Annotated in this window: 18 protein-coding genes; 4 read left to right on the top strand and 14 right to left on the bottom strand. The window is 25.6% G+C overall.

The genetic code is table 11. The annotated features are described in order from the left end of the window. Positions 1–37 precede the first annotated feature (37 nt). Together ACH5BK_RS01085 and ACH5BK_RS01080 are read left to right on the top strand one after the other, a co-directional pair. Positions 38–1,384 (top strand): SLC13 family permease, encoded by a 1,347-nt coding sequence (locus ACH5BK_RS01085; RefSeq protein ID WP_404303924.1) that lies wholly within the window; start codon positions 38–40, stop codon positions 1,382–1,384. A gap of 24 nt (positions 1,385–1,408) precedes the next feature. After that, positions 1,409–2,197, top strand: coding sequence for an ABC transporter ATP-binding protein (locus tag ACH5BK_RS01080; protein ID WP_404303922.1), 789 nt, complete (start codon positions 1,409–1,411; stop codon positions 2,195–2,197). Here ACH5BK_RS01080 and ACH5BK_RS01075 read toward each other — a convergent pair. The 14 genes from ACH5BK_RS01075 to dapE all read right to left on the bottom strand — a co-directional run bounded on the left by ACH5BK_RS01075 (position 2,194) and on the right by dapE (position 13,581). Continuing rightward, entirely contained in the window at positions 2,194–2,532 is a 339-nt protein-coding gene (locus ACH5BK_RS01075) for a zinc ribbon domain-containing protein YjdM (RefSeq protein ID WP_404303921.1), read from the bottom strand. The genes ACH5BK_RS01080 and ACH5BK_RS01075 overlap by 4 nt on opposite strands. 10 nt (positions 2,533–2,542) lie before the next feature. Next, positions 2,543–3,175, bottom strand: a complete 633-nt coding sequence (locus ACH5BK_RS01070) for a hypothetical protein (protein WP_404303919.1) — start codon at positions 3,173–3,175, stop codon at positions 2,543–2,545. A gap of 22 nt (positions 3,176–3,197) precedes the next feature. Next, positions 3,198–3,644 (bottom strand): GyrI-like domain-containing protein, encoded by a 447-nt coding sequence (locus ACH5BK_RS01065; protein WP_404303918.1) that lies wholly within the window; start codon positions 3,642–3,644, stop codon positions 3,198–3,200. A gap of 62 nt (positions 3,645–3,706) precedes the next feature. After that, positions 3,707–4,564: a helix-turn-helix domain-containing protein gene (locus tag ACH5BK_RS01060; RefSeq protein WP_404303917.1), complete on the bottom strand. Its 858-nt coding sequence runs from the start codon at positions 4,562–4,564 to the stop codon at positions 3,707–3,709. Positions 4,565–4,580: 16 nt separating this feature from the next. Beyond that, positions 4,581–5,348 carry a hypothetical protein gene (locus tag ACH5BK_RS01055; protein WP_404303915.1) on the bottom strand — a complete coding sequence of 256 codons (768 nt, stop codon included), beginning with the start codon at positions 5,346–5,348 and terminating at the stop codon, positions 4,581–4,583. Continuing rightward, positions 5,341–5,712, bottom strand: coding sequence for a carboxymuconolactone decarboxylase family protein (locus ACH5BK_RS01050; RefSeq protein ID WP_404303914.1), 372 nt, complete (start codon positions 5,710–5,712; stop codon positions 5,341–5,343). Before ACH5BK_RS01050 ends, ACH5BK_RS01055 begins: the two co-directional genes overlap by 8 nt. 166 nt (positions 5,713–5,878) lie before the next feature. Beyond that, positions 5,879–6,403, bottom strand: coding sequence for a YbhB/YbcL family Raf kinase inhibitor-like protein (locus tag ACH5BK_RS01045; RefSeq protein ID WP_404303913.1), 525 nt, complete (start codon positions 6,401–6,403; stop codon positions 5,879–5,881). A gap of 66 nt (positions 6,404–6,469) precedes the next feature. After that, a complete protein-coding gene (locus ACH5BK_RS01040; protein WP_404303911.1) occupies positions 6,470–7,285 on the bottom strand; it encodes a helix-turn-helix transcriptional regulator in 816 nt (271 codons plus the stop codon). An 11-nt stretch (positions 7,286–7,296) separates the two neighbouring features. Beyond that, positions 7,297–7,788 (bottom strand): GNAT family N-acetyltransferase, encoded by a 492-nt coding sequence (locus ACH5BK_RS01035; protein WP_404303910.1) that lies wholly within the window; start codon positions 7,786–7,788, stop codon positions 7,297–7,299. Between the two features lie 5 nt (positions 7,789–7,793). Further along, positions 7,794–8,204 carry a VOC family protein gene (locus ACH5BK_RS01030; protein WP_404303909.1) on the bottom strand — a complete coding sequence of 137 codons (411 nt, stop codon included), beginning with the start codon at positions 8,202–8,204 and terminating at the stop codon, positions 7,794–7,796. Then, complete coding sequence (locus ACH5BK_RS01025; RefSeq protein WP_404303908.1) at positions 8,201–9,196, bottom strand: hypothetical protein; 996 nt, start codon at positions 9,194–9,196, stop codon at positions 8,201–8,203. The genes ACH5BK_RS01030 and ACH5BK_RS01025 overlap by 4 nt, the downstream gene beginning before the upstream one ends. 37 nt (positions 9,197–9,233) lie before the next feature. After that, on the bottom strand, positions 9,234–11,174 hold the full coding sequence (locus tag ACH5BK_RS01020) for an NACHT domain-containing protein (protein WP_404303907.1): 1,941 nt from the start codon (positions 11,172–11,174) through the stop codon (positions 9,234–9,236). Continuing rightward, a complete protein-coding gene (locus tag ACH5BK_RS01015; protein ID WP_404303905.1) occupies positions 11,161–12,327 on the bottom strand; it encodes an AAA family ATPase in 1,167 nt (388 codons plus the stop codon). Before ACH5BK_RS01015 ends, ACH5BK_RS01020 begins: the two co-directional genes overlap by 14 nt. Before the next feature lie 153 nt (positions 12,328–12,480). Then, the gene (gene dapE, locus ACH5BK_RS01010) at positions 12,481–13,581 is read right to left on the bottom strand and encodes a succinyl-diaminopimelate desuccinylase (protein ID WP_404303904.1); all 1,101 of its coding nucleotides are present in this window, start codon (positions 13,579–13,581) and stop codon (positions 12,481–12,483) included. A gap of 102 nt (positions 13,582–13,683) precedes the next feature. On the opposite strand from dapE, the gene ACH5BK_RS01005 reads away from it, so the two are divergent. Then, on the top strand, positions 13,684–16,794 hold the full coding sequence (locus tag ACH5BK_RS01005; protein WP_404303902.1) for a DUF748 domain-containing protein: 3,111 nt from the start codon (positions 13,684–13,686) through the stop codon (positions 16,792–16,794). A gap of 94 nt (positions 16,795–16,888) precedes the next feature. Beyond that, positions 16,889–17,434 carry a hypothetical protein gene (locus ACH5BK_RS01000; RefSeq protein ID WP_404303900.1) on the top strand — a complete coding sequence of 182 codons (546 nt, stop codon included), beginning with the start codon at positions 16,889–16,891 and terminating at the stop codon, positions 17,432–17,434. Positions 17,435–17,442: the final 8 nt, after the last annotated feature.

The raw sequence follows: 17,442 nt of genomic DNA, 5'->3' as shown, positions 1-17,442 counted from the left end.
AAAACCAGTAATATTCTTTAAAAACAAAAGGAATTTTATGTTTAAGAATATTTTATTTATTTTTATCCCCATTTTTATTTATCTGATTTTATTTAATTTTATTGAAGAACAAAAAGACTTAATCTTACTTAGTTTGATTATTACGACTATTGTATATTGGGCTACAAACCTTGTACCTTTATATTTTAGTTCTTTGATTTTTTTGTTTACAGCATTTGCTTTTTCATTAGCTAGTAAAGATATTATTTTTTCAGGTTTTTCATCAGGAGCATTTTGGTTGGTATTTGCAGGTATGCTAATAGCAACTGCTATAAAAAACACAAGTTTAACTCAAAGGTTCACAAATTTATTTTCAAATATCGAAAATCTTACTTATGTAAAACTTTTGATTTATATATCTATTTTTGCTGTTTTATTTAGTTTTGTTATGCCATCAAGTGTAGTTAGAATTGTTTTAGTTGTACCTTTAGCTATTGCTTTAGCTTCTAGTTTAGGCTTTGAAAAAGAGGATAAAGGCTACACAGGAATTATGCTAACTTTTATTTTAAGTACATCTTTACCTGCTTTTACTATTTTACCTGCAAATGTACCAAATATGATACTTGCAGGTCTTACAAAAGAAATATATAACTATGAACTACTCTTTTCTTACTATTTTGTAGCAAACTTTTTAGTACTTGGATTTATAAAAAATATAATTATTGTATCTTTAGTTTACTATTTCTTTAAAGATGAAATAAAAAATAAACTAAAAAAAGAAGAGACACAAGCCTTTTCAAAAGATGAAAAAGTAGTTTTAGCTACTATTTTTACAATGCTTGCATTTTGGATGACTGACTTTATACATCAAGTCTCACCAAGTATTATAGCTATTGTAGGTGTTTTATTTTTAGCCTACCCTACTATAAATATCATAAAAGCCAAAGATTTTAATACTATCAATTTCTCTTCTTTGATATATGTAGTTGCTATTATTAGTTTAGGTTCAATCGTAGCTAGCAATAACTTTTTAGAAAATAGTTTTGCTTCTTTTGTAAATAAATATGAAGCATTTGATTTAGAAATTTTAAACTATATATCTCTTACATCTTTTATGTCAGTTAGTGGTATAGTCATCACACAACCAACAATACCAGCGATATTTACTCCTATTGCCCAACAGTTAAGCCAAATAAGTGGTTTTAGTTTAAGTGAAATCTTTATGATGCAAATAGCAGCTTTTTCAAATGTATTTTTTCCATTTCAGGCTCCACCATTAGCAGTGGGACTTGCATTGTCTCAAATCAAACAAAGAGATATGTTAAAAATAATACTTCTACTTGCATTTATAACAATAGTATTTTTATATCCATTAGAATATTTTTGGTTAAGTTTTTTAAGATAAAATTTATTTTTAATTGGAGTTATTATGAATATAATAGATTTTGAAAATATTAACGTAGGTTATAACGAAAAGATAGTACTTAAAGATGTGACATTAAAAATAAAAGAAAATGAACATTGGGCAATACTTGGTGCAAATGGTTCTGGAAAATCAACTTTGATGAAAATAATACAATCAGAACTTCATCCAAGAAGAACAAATAAATTTAAAAAAGAGATTTTAGGAAAAAGTAACTATTCTATTTTTGAGCTCAAAAAAGAGCTGGGAATTATAACTAATGATTTACATAATTTTTTCTCAACATCAGGTTCATACTTAAATGCTTATGAAGTAACACTTAGTGGATACTATAGTTCAATTGGGATTTTTTCTCATCAAGACTTTACAGATGAACAACACAAAAAAGCCCAAGAAGTAATGAGCTTCTTACAAATTGAACATTTAAAAGAAAAAAAAGTATCTACTATGTCTACAGGAGAACTTAGAAAATGTATAGTTGCTAGAGCTTTAATACATGAACCCAAAGCATTTATTTTAGATGAACCTACTGTTGGATTGGATATAAAAGCTCAAATAAATTTCATAGCGATGTTAAAAAAGTTATCTAAAAACTGCTCTATTATTTTAGTAACTCATCACTTAGAAGAAATTTTTGAAGAGATTGACAATATCGCACTTATACATGAAAACACTATCTATAAAAGTGGTAAGAAAAAAGAAATACTAACAAGTCAAAACTTATCAGAAATCTTTGATACTAAACTTCATATCAAAGAAAAAAAAGGACGCTATTTCGTAGAAGAAATAGGCTAAGACTTTTTTACATATTTTGGAGTTATTTTAATAGCTCCAACTTTTGGTATTTTACAATCGATATTATGATTATCAGCACTATCAACTAATCTAATATTTTTGATTTTTGTACCAACTTTTACTACAGAAGAACTACCTTTGATTTTTAAATCTTTTATAACTGTTACATCATCCCCTGCTCTTAGTATTGCACCATTTGCATCTTTTACAGTAAACTCTTTTTCTTCTAAATCCTCTTTTGTAAACTCATGTGTACACTCAGGGCAGATGATTAAACTTCCATCTTCATAAGTATATTCACAATTACATTTTGGACAATTTGGTAAATCTAGCATTTATTTCCTTTTATTCTTCACCCATTTCAATAGCAATTCTTAGAAAACCTGTAAAAACAGCATTGTCAAATTTCACTGATGGATGAACGTTTTTTTTCATATCATCTAAATGTTTTGAATACTTTTCATAAAATTCAAAACTAGGTTTTGGTTTGTAAACAATATCTTTTAAATCAAAATATTTTATGATATTTTTTGTAGTTGTTGGCTTTATAAAATATTCGCTTTGTCTTTTTAAATAATAAGGTACTACACTTATTATAGTCCATTTAGCAAGTCTATATTCAGCTAAAAACTCAACTAATCCCTCAAAACCTTCTTTTTTATTTCCATATAAAAGTTCATAAATTTCAATACTTAACATATCTTTTTCATAAGAGTTTAAAGTAGCTAATGCATCTTTTAGTTTAAGTTTATCAAACAGCGATACCATAACTGATTTTTGAATAACTTTATAAAAGTTTTCAACTATTAAATTTGGATTTGAAAAATTCTCTTTTTTCAAAGCTTCTTTTGCAAACTCTTCAAGCTTTTCAGGCTTAAACTTTTTCATAGTTGGAAAAAAGTACTCATCCTTAAAGCCTTTTGGATATTGTTCTAAAAACTCAGCTTCTATATCTTTTAGTCTTTCTAAATAGTGCATATCAACTCTTCTTTTAAGTTATCTATTTTACAGAAATATAAATCTCTATTTGCTCATCTTCTTCATATTTTTCAAAGTCAAAGTTGTATGTTCTTTCATATTCGCACTCATCTGAACTAAAATAGTTCCAAACATCATGCCAAGCATCTATTACTACATCTGGTAACTCGCCTTTTTTTGTAAATACTAAATATTTATCTTTTTCAATTGTGATTGCATTTTTAGGTTTAGTAACTTCTACTCCTACAGTATAATCATAATCAGAGTTTACATCACTTTCATATTTGTTATAAAGTCCATACATAGCGAAGCTTTTTGCTTTGTTGAATGTCTTTGATTCGATATTATCATCAACATATTTTTGCCATAAATCTGGTATTTTTGCTATTTCTTCATTTAGTTCTGTTTCGTTGTTTGTTCTTGTAGTAATACCTGCTACATAGAATTTTTCTAAGTATTTTACTTTCATATTTCTCTTTTATTTTTTATTTATGTAATAGTAGCAAAAGAATATAAAAAGAATTTGATATTTTATAGGTATTGTTCTCTAAATTTTAAAGGTGTGATTTTATAATATTTTTTAAATTGAATAATAAACCAAGATACACTTGAATAACCAACTTCAACTGAAATTTCACTAATTGATTTTTCACTATTTTTAAGTAGATAAACAGCTTTAGCTAATCTATTTTTATCTAACCATTCTTTTGGATTTTGATTAAAAACTCTATTCATTTCTTTTCTTAAAGCTTTGCTATTTAATCTTGTTAGTTTACACATATCTTCAATATTGAAAATTATATCCATATTGGATTCTAATATATATTTTACTCTTGATGTTTTTCTTGATAATATATCATTTAAAAAAGTGTCAAAATTAAACTTTTTGTTTATAAATAAATATAAAAAAAGTTCGTCAAGTTTTAGGTTTATTAATTTTTCTTGATTATTAAAATTATTTGTAAAATAAAGATTTATACTATCTATGCATAAGTTTGTGTAATCATCTTTTTTTATATTTAAAATTTTTGTTTCAATATTATTATTAATTTTAAGATGATATTTATTTATAAAATCAAAAATATAATTATCATCAAAAAAAACTTGTATTGATTCAAAATCATAATTATGACCCTCTATTTCACTCATAAAATAGTTTCCTTGAGATAAAAATAAAATATCATTTGAATTAATTTTTATATCTTTTTTTTGTAAATGTAATAACTTCCCGCCTTTAATTAATAAAATCATTAAATGCATATTGTTTCTTAATAACATTTTTTCATTTTTATAAATTAAAGACTTTGCTAGTATTATGTTTTTATTTTCAATGATTTTATATTTATCTCTATTTTCAAATATAAAATTTGGTAAAACTATATCATTCATATTTCTCTTTTAAGTTCTATTTTAAATTATACAAACTATTATCACCCCAAGTGCCTATAAAAAAACTGTCTTTATTACTAGTAAGCCCTACAGGACTTTTCAAACTCTTTTCAATCATACGAACACTATTATCTTTTAAAGAGATTTTATAGATTCCATATCCACCATAATCTGCTGCATAAACATAACCTTTTTTATATACTAGTCCTATAGCTGGAGAATTCAATTTATCTGTAAGTAACGTTAACTTTTTAAGCTTTTTATCATACTTATAAATAAATCCACTTATATCACTTACAATAAATTCATTTTGTGAAATTTGTATTGCAGCAACAGGAGTAGTTAAACCATCTGAAATTAATACTTTAATTTTTTTATTGGGAGAAACGCTTAGTATTTCCCCTGTATTTTTACTAGCAACCAATAAATTTCCATCAAAATCAAAATATATCCCTGCAATAATAGATAATCCAGATAAAAATACCTCTAACTTTTTATTTTTATTTACTCTATAAATTTCACCTTTACTATAACTAGCTATATAAATTCTATCATGTTTATCTATAGCAAGTCCAGAAGGAGAAGGTACATTTGATATAAATTCATCTATTTTTTTATCTTTAAAACTTAATATCTCTCCACTACTCCAATTACTTATATATAAAACTCCCTTACTGTCAAAAGCCATACCAATAGGAGAGGATAATGAAGAAGATAATTTAGTAAGATTATTTGATAAGCCTATATTTACAAGTAATAAGAGAGTAATAATTATTTTATTCATTACTAAATACCTCTTCTGCTGCAAAAAGCCCGTTTAAAGCACAAGGAAAACCACCATAAACACTCATTTGTATGATAATTTCTATAATTTCTTCTTTAGTTAAGCCTACATTTAAACCTGCTTGAATATGCACTTTTAATTGAGGTTTTGCATTTCCCATAACTGTAAGTGCTGAAATTGTAGCTATTTCTCTTGATTTTAAATCAAGTTTATTTCTTGTATAAATATCACCAAAAGGAAACTCTATAAGAAGATCAGCAAAATCAGGAGCTATATTTTTAAGTGACTCAATTACTTTTTCACCTGCTTTGCCATCTACTTCTTTTAATTTATTCCAACCATCTTCATATCTTTTTGATTTCATATATACTCCTTTTTATAATTATTTTAAGATATTCTAATAAAATAAAAATAGCTGTAGTATAAGAAAACTTTTAAATTATATAAGTTTTCTTCCTTATATAAAGATATATGTATTTTTAAAATATTTTTAACTAAATTGTTAAATACATCGCCCAAAAGGCGATGTATTATCTTTTATAGTATGAGATTAGTGAAGCTTTTGCTATTGCGTGGTTGTTTAAGTAGTAACCTACAATTGCAGGGTTTGTGTTTTTATCTAAGCCAAGTTTATCTGTATCTAAAGCATATACTGTAAAGATATATCTATGAGCTTTATCTCCTTTTGGAGGACAAGCACCACCGAAACCACCTTTTCCATAGTTTGTAACACTTTGAACTATATCTTTATGCTCTTTTGAACCAAAATCTTTTTCTAAACTCATAGTATCTTTAGGTATATCAAAAACTACCCAGTGCCACCAACCAGAACCAGTTGGAGCATCTGGATCATAAACAGTTATGGCAAAAGACTTTGTACCTTTTGGTGCATTTTCCCATGAAAGATGTGGAGATGTGTTTTTACCTGTACATCCAAAACCATTAAACTCTTGAGTTTTTGTAAGTTGTCCTTTTAAAGTATCACTTTTTAAAGTAAAATTATCAGCAAACAGTGAAATAAAACTAAATGCTAGTAATAATAATATTTTTTTCATATTCATCCTTTTTGTAAGATAGTGTTATTATAAACTAAAATATTATAAAAAAATACTAGAAAAAAACTAATTTTTGTTGTTTTTTATTTGTTTTGGAGTTAAGTTATACTCTTTTTTAAAAACTTGTATAAACCAAGATAAGTTATCAAAGCCACACTCTTTACAAACTTCACTTACATTTTTATCACTATTTTCTAAAAGTATCTTTGCTTTTTGCAGTCTTTTTTTTGTTTGCCATTTTTTAGGTGTTGTTTTATAAACTTCTTTAAATTTCTGTCTAAAAGATATATCACTCATTTTTAAAAGATAAGATAGGTCTAAAATACTATCTATATAAGAAAAGTTGTTTTCTATAAAAGATTTAAAATAGTTGTCTTTATAGATTGAGTATAAAAAGCTTTTAAATTCATTTGAGTACTTACTGTTTAAGATATTTAAAAAAGCCTCTTCTAGTTTTAGTTTTATGATTTGTTTATTTGTTGTTTTTAAAGTCTTTACATAGTTACAAGTAGAGTTCATAACGATACTAAGCTCTTGTGTCTTTTCAAAACTTAATATGTCCGTTTCTTTTAGGTTTTCATCTTTAAAAGATATATTATATTTTGAGATAAAATCTAAAAGTGTAGAGTCTTCATAAAAAAACAACATAGCTTCATAATACTCATCTAAAACTTCACTCATCACATAAGTTCCACTTTTTAGAAATAAAAACTGATTCTCATCCACATACATATCTTTATCATTTAAGTGAAGGATTTTTGTACCTTTTATTACAAGTATCAAGACATTTGATTCTAGTAAAACTTCGTTTTTATGCTGTGGCTCTTTTTGAATATAGTTCAAATATGAGAAGCTTTGAGTTTCAGGTATCTTTAGTTTCAATCTTTTTCCTTTTAATTACTCATGTCTTTTATCATAGAATAGTTAATAAGAGTTTGATTTTCTCTTTTTATATGATTTTCTTTTACTTCTTTAAAACCAAACTTCTCAAAAAAAGATTTTGCTGTAATACTTGCATCAACTCTCAATAGTTTAATACCATGATTATCTGCATTTTTAAATATCTGTTCTATCATAAACCTCCCTATTTTTAGACCTTGATGCTCATGATGAACATAAAAACAATCAATATAATCATCTTCACAAATATAAAAACCTACAATTTCATCTTCAAGCATACACAAATAAGTATTTGAAGTTTTAAGCCTATTTTTCCATGCTTTTAAATCTATACTTTTATTTGCCCAAGCATTTAATTGCTCTTTTGTATAGTCTTTTTTATTTATATTGTGTACAGTATTTGTAAAGAGATTTACTACTTCTTTTAAGTATTTTTCTTCATAAGATTTCATATCAAAAGATATATCTAAAATACCATTTTTCATTTTATTTAGGCTTTTGAACTAAAACCTAAGATATAACCATTTATGTCTTTTATATAAAATTCTTTTTGCCCATACCAAGTTTCATAAACAGGTTTTAATATTTCTACATTTTCTTTTACTTTTTCATATAAAGACTCTACATCATCAACTTCTATATATAAAGTTATTGAGGCTGAGATGTCATTAAAGAAATTACCAATATCTTCTTTCATACTATTTTTTTCTTGTAACATCAAAGAAACATCACCTTTTTTTATAAGTGCCCAAATATACTCTTTCTCTTCTTTAACTACAGGATTAAAATCTTCTTGTAAAGAATCAACCAACATCTCAATTTCAAAACCAAAGTTATTTTGATAATAAGCAACACTTTCTTTTATATCTTTTACCGCTAAATTTGGACTTAATGACTTCATAATACTTCCTTTTCAATGATTAAATATGATAATATTTCAGTCATGATTATATCATGAAAATCTCTTTTTTCAATACTTTTTTGAGAACATAAATTTGGCTTTTCATTTGTACCTTTTAATATTATTTCACCTTTTTTTGTACATAAGGAAAAAGAACTAAAAACATTTGCATTTTTTATATTTTTGTATAAAAAACCATCTTTAAAATGACTATTATCTAATACCTTTTGATCTGATAAGTTTACAAATAAAAAATTTGACATAGCATATTTCAAGCTATTTTTATCAAACATTTTTGAGTATTCCATATCAAATAAAACTACTTTTTTACTTGGCAGTGACACTTCTATATTTTCTATGAAATTCATATCAAAACTCTTTAAATTTATACCATTTTCTTTATACCAAGTACAATCTAAACTTTGAGTATTTAAACACTGATTTTTATATGATTCAATATTTAACTTAGCAGATGAAAACAAAGCTAAACTAGTAGCCCCAAGTAAAAAACCTACAGAATTGATGTTTTCATAATCAATACTATCTTTAAATTTTTCAGTCTCTTTTAGCTTTTCAAAAGATATAAACATATCATTTGCCCTAAACCAAGGCTCATAAAAAGCTGTTTTTTTATCAAGTTTACTTCTTGTAAGCAAAACTATAAAACCTTTTTGGGCTAAAACCTTCGCTAACCAATCTATCTGATTAGAAGCACTTCTAAGACCCCCATGAGATAAAAAAATCAAAGGATACTTACCCTTTTTTAAAGCCCCATCTAAAGCAAGGCTTTGAGACACAAAAAGCTTGTGTTTACCTAAAACAAACTCTTCTTTATCAAGACTTGGATAAAAAACCATAGTTTTTATATCATAGTTTCTATGCTTTGAATAAACATCAAAAGTAGTAAATCCAACTTTGTTATTGGCTACTAAAGCTGTAGATATAAAAAAGAAAAGAAGTAGTGTTTTTTGTATGGCTTTTATTGATTTCAATTATATTTCCTAACTTGTTTTATATTTATTATCCTACTTAATTATTTTTATCTCTTAGCTTTTCTATTTCTTCTAATACTTCATTAACACTACTCTCTAACTCAGAACCCATCTTTTTATATTCATTTGGATATTCATCTTCCATAAGTTTCATAAGTGCGAACCATATTGGTTTTATTTTTTCTTTTAAATTATATTCTTTTAATTCTAAAAACTCTTTTGCCTTGTAATATTGTTTTTTAGAAAATAGTGAAACAAAATAATCACTGATTAGATAATTTAACATAATTTGTTCTTCATAATTATTTAAATATTTATCAAGAGAATCTATAAATAATCTATAACTATAATCAAAATTATTTGTTGAAAATAATAAATTTGCAGAAGTAAATGAGATTACTAATGGAGTATAATTCATTTTATAATTCATAAACTTCTTAATATATTTAATTGTATTATCATAATCACCTATTAAGGAATAAGTATTAGATAAAGCAAAAAGTATAATATCACTTGACTTATTTGAACTTTTGAGAAGTTTTATTGCTTTATTATAATCTTTTTGTGAAAAACACATATCTATTTCTTGAATAAGTACTTTATCACTTTTTGAAAGTTCTCTTTTTAAACTAGAATTTATACTTCCAAGATACTCTTGTGTTGCACATTTTAATTCATTTTCTGTTTCAACTTCAATTTCAGCATACGATAATGCTTCACACATATGAAAAGCATAAGATTCTTTAATTTTTCCCTCTTTTAATCTAGTCATAAAATCTATTGCTTTATTTTCCAGTTCATCTTTAGTACACCACGAATTCAAAAATGCAATTAACCACTCAACTCTTTGTCTATCTTTTTTTCTACCAAATCTCATAAGATACCAAATATTAAAAAACCTTTCTTTAATTTTATATATCTTATTTTTTCCAACAGAATCAGATTCAATAATTTCGTATTTTTCAAGTTTTTTTAGTTGAGCTGAAATTGCTTTACTTTCCATCCTAGTTTTTTTTGCTATCTCTTTTGTGTACATACCATCCCAATTTATAGCAATTGTGTGTACTATTTCTTGTAACTGATCTGGTAAATCATCCATTCTATGTTTATATAAAGGTGTTACTTCATCAAGAATTTTAAGTAAATCATCAAAAGCTGTTCCCTCTTCATCTAAAAATATATCAAATAACATGACTAAAGTTCTTGGAACTCCACCTGTTAATTGTCTTATAACTTCTAATCTCTCTGGTGTATTTTCTATAACTTCTTTTATTTTTTTCTTTTCTTCTGTATTTGCATAAGATAATAAAAACTTTTTACTCTCTTCTGAACTAAAACCTTTTAGTTTAACTATTTTGAAAAACTCATAAAAAGGTTTACTATAATCATAATGTTGTTCAAGCATTTTAGTTGAACCACCAATTATTCTAAAAGATGAAGAAGTTAAAAGTATCTCTCTAAATCGTCTTTGCTCTTTTTGGGAAAACTTGCCTATTAATTCATCTATATTATCTACAAGAATTAATAGTTTTTTATTTTGTTTTTTAATATGTTTTTCAAAATATGAAAAAGCTTTTAGTTCATAATCATCATCTTCAAAAAACTCTTCCATATCGTCTAAAATATTTGGGAAGATATCTTCATGTATAGATTGTAGATAGTCAGCTACTTCCTCCCATAACCTCGATAAAGATCTAATTTGATATTGTTCTTCTGCAAATTTTACGGGAATTAAAAATTTAGATAAGTTTTTATCTTTTTTTGTTTCTATAAAAATCTTTCTTAAAAGCGTAGTTTTACCCTGACCTCTTTGCCCAACTATGATAAAATGTTGATTTGCCACCTCATAATCAGAAGCTTTAATATCTTTGAATATCTCTTCAAATACTTTTTCTCTAACTACAAATCTCTTTAAAAATTCATCTTCAGGCATTTCATCTGGAGTATATTTATATCTTGAACTATTAGTTTGCAACATTTTTGTACCACCACATTTTTAATATAGGAGAATTAAATCTATATTCTTTTGGATTATCATTATTATTAATGTATCCATCATGAATAAGCGAATGAATAATTTCTTTTACTTCATCATCATCTAAATCATACCTTACACCAATATTAATAATATCTAACGATTCCATTGTATTATTTTCTGATATATGATTTAATATCTCTTTTGTAAATTTAAATTCATTTATACCTAATGCTTCTTTTAACTTACTTCTCCAATGCTCAAAATGATTTCTATGATTTAATGCATTATTAATAGCTTTATCAAGTATTTCAACTGTTACTTCATAAATATTATTTTCGATTGTTATTGTTTTAATTTCTTGAATGATTAGTTGTATATAAAAAGGTATATACCATTCAACTCTTTTTAGAAACTCATTTATTACTGTATCATCTAAATTCAATTCAAGATTTGATGCTAACACACTAATAAATTGCTTACTCTCAATAAAACTAAGAGGATTAACTTTTATACTATTTAGGTCATTTATATGTTTCATTCCATTTAACTTTGAAACTACACTTTCTAATCCAATAGAACCTGCATAAATAAATGATACTTTACTTGATATTTTTTGATTTTGTCTTAGTTCTCTATGTCTTTTTATAAATTTTATAGCACTTGATGTATCTTCATATTTAATTATATTTTCTACAGTTTGAGCAAATTCATCAATCATAATAATTAGCTTTTTACTAGTATCTAAATCTTTAATCATTTTTTCAAATGCTTCAGAATAATCTAAAGTTTCGCCATCACCAAAAGTAACTCCTGATGCTGATATTTTATCAATTCTTATATTTTTTATTTTTTCAAAAAATGTATTTGAATATGATTTTAATTTATTTACAAAATCTTCTTCTTGTAAAGCATTGAATAATTTTTGCCAAAATTCATTTTCATTATCTGCTGATTCAGTGTCAATATACATAACGATATAATCATCTTTTGGATTATCAAGCAAATTAAACATAATTGATGTCTTACCAACTCTTCTTGGAGCAGCTAGTAATATATGACTACCACTATCTAATTTATTCCAAATAATTGATATTTCACTATTTCTATCCCAGAAATCATTTCCTCTTACTGCTTGACCAACACAATTTTTCATGAATTTTCCTTTGACAACTTTTTTGTTGTTATTATAACTGACAATTTTTTTGTTGTCAATATTTTTAACAACTTTTTTGTTGTTAAAAAATTTCAACTATAAAAAAAGGTAAGAACTTGAATTCTTACCTTCTAGCAATTTCAAGTGAAAAGATTAAAACTTTTTAATCAAGTCCACATAAACAGCAGCTAAGTCTTCTACTTCTTTTACTGTTGTTCTCTCACCTACACTATGAATAGTGTCGTTGATTACTCCAAACTCTATGGCTTCTATTCCAAAGCTTCCGAAGTATCTAGCGTCACTTGTACCACCTGCTGTTGAGTGTTTTGTAGTAACTCCTGTGATTTCTTTGATTGAGTTTTCCATAGCTTTTACTACTTTTGATTCTTTGTTTGTTACAAATGGAAAAGAACCTTGTGTGCTCACAAAGTCATACTCTAAACCTTTTAGATTTTCATGGATGAACTCTTCTACTGATTCTCTTGTAGTGTTTGTTGAGTTTCTTACATTGAACATAAGTTTTAACTCATTTGGTGTTACATTTGTAACTTCCATACCACCTCTTATATCAGTGATTACCATCTTTGAAGGAGCGAAGTATTCATCACCATCATCTAAGTTATGTCCTGCTATTTTTGGTAAAACATGAGCGAAGTTATGTACTGGATTTATACACTTTTCTGGATATGCTGCATGGCCTTGCTTTCCTTTGATAGTGATATATCCGTTGATACTTCCTCTTCTTCCTACTTTTATAGCATCTCCAAATACATCTTCACATGTAGGCTCTGCTACAACTGCGTATTGAGGTATAAAGTTTATCTCTTTTAAATGCTCAAGCATTTTGATAGTTCCATAAGTTCCTTCACCCTCTTCATCAGAAGTCATAAGAATACTTAGTGTCCCATCAAAGTTTTCAGCATGTTTACAAGCATATAAAAACGCTGCATCACCACTTTTCATATCTTGTGTCCCACGTGCTGTAATAACACCATCGATAATATCAGCAGCAAAAGGATCAACTTCCCAACCCTCACCAGGAGGTACTACATCAATATGTCCTGCAAAACATAAGTGTTGTGGATTGTCGTTGAATTTTTTATAATAAAATCTATTTTTTACACCTTCCATATCAACACTTATACATTCCCATGTATCACCTAAATACTCTTCTATAAAATCAAACGCCCCATCATCATCAGGAGTAACTGACTTAAATCTTAATAATTTTTGAAATAGTTCTATAACTGTCATTTAATTCCTTTTATATATAATGGGATTGTAGCGAAATTGTGATTTATTTTGCTATAATAATTAAAATTCTAAAAAAATTATGAATACCAAAAGGCAATGATTATGAGTAGATTTGATAAAATATTTTATACTATCGTAATATCTTTAAGCGTATATGTGACCATAGGTTTTAAACTTATTCCTTATATCCTAGAAGATCAGTTAATAAAAAATCTTGATAAAAACCTAACCCTAAAATCCCATATAAAAAAAGTAGATTTCAACCCCTTTACTTTTAATACGAAAATCCATGATTTTCGGCTTGGTGAATATGAAAAACCAACTATTTCTTTTGAAGAATTTGCATTAGATTTTGGAGTTTTACAGTCTTTATTTGAATTACATATAAATATTGAAAATGTATCACTAAAAAGTGCATTTGTTGATGTGATACAGCAAAAAGATGGAACAATCAATCTTACAAAACTTTTAAAACCATCAAAAGATGAACCAATAAAAAAAGAACCCACAAAAGAAGAAAATAATTTAGCCTTTTTAGTTTCAAAACTATCTTTAATTGATACAAAAATAAACTATACTAGACTAAAAGAAAACGATCCTTTCTTTTTATCAATTGATGATATAAATTATACTTTATATGATTTAGGTAGTTTTGGAAACCCTTTATCATCAAATAGCTTTGCTTTAAATATAAATAAAAACTCTAAACTACTAATTCAAGGTGCTTTTAGACTTCAACCTTTTACTATGTATGGAAAAGCTACACTAGAAAACTTAGAGTTACAAAAGCTTTTAGATTATGAAAAAGAGATGCTAAACTTTACTTTAGATAAAAAAGCAAAATTAGATCTAATAGCAAACTTTGACATTACTACAAAAGACGAATTTAACTTAAAAGTTTTTACAGATAAACTAAACTTATCAAATCTAAATCTAAAAAGCAATGATACAAAACAAGATATATTCAAACTAAAAGAGTTTGATGTAAAAAAAGTGAGTTTAGATTTAAAAGAAGAGGATATAAAAGTATCTCAAGTAAGTCTTTCAAAACCTTTTATAAATCTTATTCAAAATAAAGATGGCTTAAATGTAGCAAAACTTATAAATACTCCAAAAGAAACTAAAAAAGAAGAAAAAACTTCAAACAATTGGAAAGTAAATATAGATAATGTACAGCTATCAAATGGTACTTTAGATTTTAAAGATAACATAAATAATATGGAAGTTAAAAATCCAAATTTTAGCATCAATTCAAATAACATAGATATTAAAGGTTCTGATATTTCATTGGCTAGTTTAAGTCTAAAAAACCCTAACTTATCTTTTGAAGATAAAAAGAACTCTATGGAAGTAAATACAGATGATTTAGACATAAATCTAAATACATTAAGACTAGCAAATAATATAACTTCATTAAATAGCCTAGATATAAAGAAAAAAGCTTTGATTTTTAAAGACAAAAAGAACTCTTTACAAGTAAATACAAATAATACTTCTCTTAAAATAAAAGGAATAAAACTCAAAGACTTAAAAACATCTATAAATACTCTTGAGTCAAATATAAATAAAATTTTTATATCACAAGCAAAAGAAAAACAAACAATAGATGTAAATAATCTTAACTTAGATATAAATACGATCAATCTCAATGGCTCAAATATTGATATCAAAAAAGCATCTATTTCAAAGCCATCTATTCAACTTGAAAATAAAAAAAATCATAGTTTAATAAATGCACAAAATATCACTTTAAATTTAGATGATATAAGTAAAGATGCAAAATCAATAGTAGTGAAGAAGTTAAATCTAAAAGAACCTACTTTAAATATATATAATACAAAAGAAAAAACTAAAATAAATACTTCAAATATTGATATTTTTGTAAAAGATATTAAAAGCTATACAAATGGCTTAATAAGTGTAGCAAGTACGAGTATTATAAATCCAAAAGTATCAATCTCTCTTCCAAAAAAAGAAGCTTCAAAAAAGAAAAAGCAAATAGCTGATAAAAAGAAAAAAGACAACTCAAAAAGTACGGCTAAATTAAATATTGGGCCTGTAAAAATAGAAAATGCTTCATTAGCATTTGAAGATAAAAACCTACCTATTGCGTTTAAAACGGTTGTTTCAAAATTAAATGGTCAAATATCAGAACTTGATACTACAAAAGCTAGTAAGACAAAACTGAAAGTAAACGGTGTAGTAGATAAATATGGAACAACAAAAATCACAGGTGTTGTAAATCCAAATGATATGAAAATTCTTACTGATGTAAATATGATATTTAAAAATATTTCTATGAAAAACTTTACTCCTTATACATCAAAGTTTATAGGAAAAGAATTAGATAGTGGAAAGCTAGATTTAAATCTAAATTACAATATTCAAAAGTCAGATCTAGAAGCACAAAATTCAATAGTAATTACAAAAATCGAATTAGGAAAAGACGTAAAAAGTGATGATGCTGTATCCTTACCTCTTGGTTTAGCAATTGCACTACTTGAAGATTCGAAGGGAGTGATTGATTTAAATATTCCAGTATCAGGGAATGTTGATGATCCAAAATTTGAAATAGGTTCAGTATTATGGAAAGCGTTTACAAATCTAATTACAAAAGCTATCACTGCACCTTTTTCATTGTTAGGAGCGATGTTTGGATTTGATGCAGATGAGATAAAAAGTATAAACTTTGAGTTTGGGAAAAGTGAAATAACACCAATACAAAAAGAAACACTTGATAAGATTACAAAAATATTAAATAAAAGACCAAATTTAGCCTTAAAACTTGTACCTTCTTATGATAAAACAAAAGATATGTTTGCACTTAAAAAAGCTATTTTTAATAAAAAAATAAAAGAAGAAATACCAAATGATCAAATAAGAAACTATGAAGAAAAGTATTTAAATATTATGATGGATATGTACAAAAAATATGATAAGAAACTAAGCTCTAAAAAAACATATATGAAAAATGATAAATTAGATATAAAGAGCTATACAAACTACTTAGAAAATCAACTTATTCAAAAACAAAACATCACAAAAAAAGACTTAGAACTTATGGCAAAAAATAGAGTTTTAAATATCAAAGAGTATTTAGTAAAAACAAATAACATCAAACCTTCTCAAGTTATCATAAGTAATAAAGTAAATATACAATCTCAAAGCAAAAAAACTTCTAGCATAGATTTAGAAATCTCTCAATTAAAATAATAATATAACTAAAACTTATAAATATGTCATTTGACATATTTATAATAATCTGTTATTATTCTATTTTTTAATACATTAATTATAAGGATTAGTTATGAAAAATAGTTTAGTTATTATTATGATACTCTTATTAGGTTTTCTATTTTATGGTGTTTTTACTCAAATAAATAAAACATCATCGAAGAATCTAAAAAGAGTTCCTTGTCAAAATACAACAACAACTTTTGAAAAGATAAATACAGAAGCAGATATTTTAAAAGCTATTCAACTCTTAGAGAGTAACTCTACTAAAATTGATGGATATATTGATTACTCAAAATTTATGAAAAGTAACATAAAAGATAAAGTTTCAAATGAAGATATAAAACAAAGAATATCAAAAATAGTAACTACATATAAAATAAATGATTTAAAAACAAATGACACTCTAAATATAAAATTTTATATCTATGAAAATGACAGAGAAGATAAAAGAAAAAAAGGTGATAGCTGTAAAGTTTATGCTGGATATATTGTCTTAGAATTCTCTTTAAATAACCAACAAGTATATAAAATTCAAACTGACTATATGAAAGAAGATACAAGTGATTTAGATGAAAGAATTAATTGTGCTATAAAATCATTAGTTTTATTAAAATAAAGGAAAAA

Source organism: Arcobacter sp. YIC-80, assembly GCF_044841725.1.
Lineage (GTDB): Bacteria > Campylobacterota > Campylobacteria > Campylobacterales > Arcobacteraceae > Arcobacter_B.
This window is presented reverse-complemented; position numbering and strand designations above follow the sequence as displayed.